We start from the raw sequence: 1,957 nt of genomic DNA on the forward strand, positions 1-1,957 counted from the left end.
CCGCCAGTGGCAGCCGACGCAGCTACTACGTATTGCCGCTGGTGCCGTTTGCCCAGCTGCTGGCGGCCTGGTGGGTCACCCGGCGCATGGCCGCGCGTCAGGCGGCCGGTAACGTCAGCGGGCCAGGTTGGGCGAAGGGTATTGCCGGGGCGGCAGGTTGTTTGTTTTTGATTCTGGGCGTTGCCTATCCGTGGACCAACGGCGGTGCTGGCGGTGTCATGCAGTTCACCCGGGATGTGCGTGCAGAAGCGATCAAAACGGCGCCGTGGAACGAATGGCGCATGGTGCTGGTGGATGTCGACAACAAGCTGCCCATGTACCTGCAAAACCATGGCGCTGCGTTCTACTACGTGCTCCCGGATTCGGACATTCCGCAAACAGGCGACAGTGCTGCACTGATGGCGTGGCTGGAAAGGAAAAGTGGCGAGACCTGGAACCCTGAACGCACGATCATCGTGGAGCAGTACAAGGATATCCATCAATTGCCTCTGGACTATCTGACGGCCGACCATCAGTTGATCACCACCAAACCCAACAACGGCGCCCGGTTGTTTCATGCCCATGAAAATGGCAGTGCGGCGTTTGTTCCCAATGGGAAAACGATGGGAATCCCTGTGGCCGGGCAAACTGCGGCGCAAGCCTCGGTTCAATAGATGTATTGAGGTGATCAATCAACGAAACAGGGCGCCTTGCACACGCCTTTTTTTCGTCCGCATCCAGTCCACTGGTCGCACCAATGTTGCTCTACAGATTCAATATATCTAGATTTGAGTCTATAGATTCACATCGAGCACACAAACATGGCCGTCCCCGCCCAAGCCCAATCCTTCAGCAAAAACCAATGCGTCACCGGCCTGCGCGCCGCTGTGAGCATTCTGGAAAAGTGGAAAGCCACCAGCGATCAGGCCTGCCGCATCCTGCGCATCTCCCGCAGTACCTATACCCGTGCGCGGCAGCATGACCCGGACTGGGCTGTGGCGCTGGATGCGGACCAGATGCAGCGCATCAGTTTTGTGCTGAACATTCATGCAACGTTGCGGCTGGTGTTCGATAACCCTGAGAACGTCTACGGTTTTGCGTCGATGACCAATAACAACGAGTTTTTCAACGGGCGTTCGCCGCTGGAGATCATGGCGCAGGGCGACATGATTTCGCTGTATGAAACCTTCCGCCGCATCGACATGCTGCGGGGTGCGCAATGGTGATGGCGAGTGAGCTGGCCGCGTTTGCCGGTCAGTCGTTGCAGGCTTACCGACTGGTCAATTCGAAGTTTCCGCCGATTGCGTTGTTTGATGATGTGGCGGATGCAGATGAGTTTGAGGTGTTGTTCGAGATTCAGGCGCTGACCAATCCGCGGTTGAAGAATGAGGTGGGTCAGCTGGAGTTGATTGCACGCAGCGAGATCCCGTTCGGGATTGCGGGTTGCTCCTACGCGATAGCGCCGTTTACCCACGTCAACCCCGCGGGTTCGCGCTTCAGTGACGGCAGTTTTGGGGTGTTGTACCTGGCGGATTCGATGGAAGCGGCACTGGCCGAGGTGCGGCATCACCAGGCTCTGTATTGGTCGAAGGTACCGAGCCTGAACTATGAGCGGTTTGTGTTTCGTGGGTTGGTCTGCGCCTTTGGCGATGGCGGGATGAAGGACGCCACCGCCCTGCCGCTGACCGATCCGGTGTATGCGTCGGACGACTACACCGATTCCCGCCGCCTCGGTCGGGATGTCAGGAAGGCCAAGTGTCCTGGCCTGCGTTATCACTCGGTGCGGATGCCGGGCAGTCACTGCTGGGCGTTGATGACGCCAAGGCCCGTGTCCTCGATCATTCAAGCGGCGCATTACGAGATGATCTGGAATGGGCAGATCACCAGTGTCAGCCAGATCAGCGAGGCTTGAACCCCGTTGATAGACGCATGAAAACCTGTGGCGAGGGGGCTTGCCCCCGTTGGGCTGCGCAGCAGC

General features: G+C 58.5%; 2 protein-coding genes and 1 pseudogene. All 3 read left to right on the forward strand.

The genetic code is table 11. From position 1 onward, the window contains the following. Positions 1–653, forward strand: a pseudogene (locus tag PMI29_RS26585) (dolichyl-phosphate-mannose--protein mannosyltransferase); the annotation flags it as partial. A 147-nt stretch (positions 654–800) separates the two neighbouring features. Then, on the forward strand, positions 801–1,205 hold the full coding sequence (locus PMI29_RS26580; RefSeq protein ID WP_007994069.1) for an antitoxin Xre-like helix-turn-helix domain-containing protein: 405 nt from the start codon (positions 801–803) through the stop codon (positions 1,203–1,205). Next, complete coding sequence (locus tag PMI29_RS26575) at positions 1,199–1,891, forward strand: RES family NAD+ phosphorylase (RefSeq protein WP_033051967.1); 693 nt, start codon at positions 1,199–1,201, stop codon at positions 1,889–1,891. Before PMI29_RS26580 ends, PMI29_RS26575 begins: the two co-directional genes overlap by 7 nt. Positions 1,892–1,957: the final 66 nt, after the last annotated feature.

It is taken from the genome of Pseudomonas sp. GM49 (assembly GCF_000282355.1).
Lineage (GTDB): Bacteria > Pseudomonadota > Gammaproteobacteria > Pseudomonadales > Pseudomonadaceae > Aquipseudomonas.

Bases quoted from the DNA above. Each gene is read 5' to 3' on its own strand.
- PMI29_RS26580 (WP_007994069.1), top strand. From the start codon at position 801: ATGGCCGTCCCCGCCCAAGCCCAATCCTTCAGCAAAAACCAATGCGTC.
- PMI29_RS26575 (WP_033051967.1), top strand. From the start codon at position 1,199: ATGGTGATGGCGAGTGAGCTGGCCGCGTTTGCCGGTCAGTCGTTGCAG.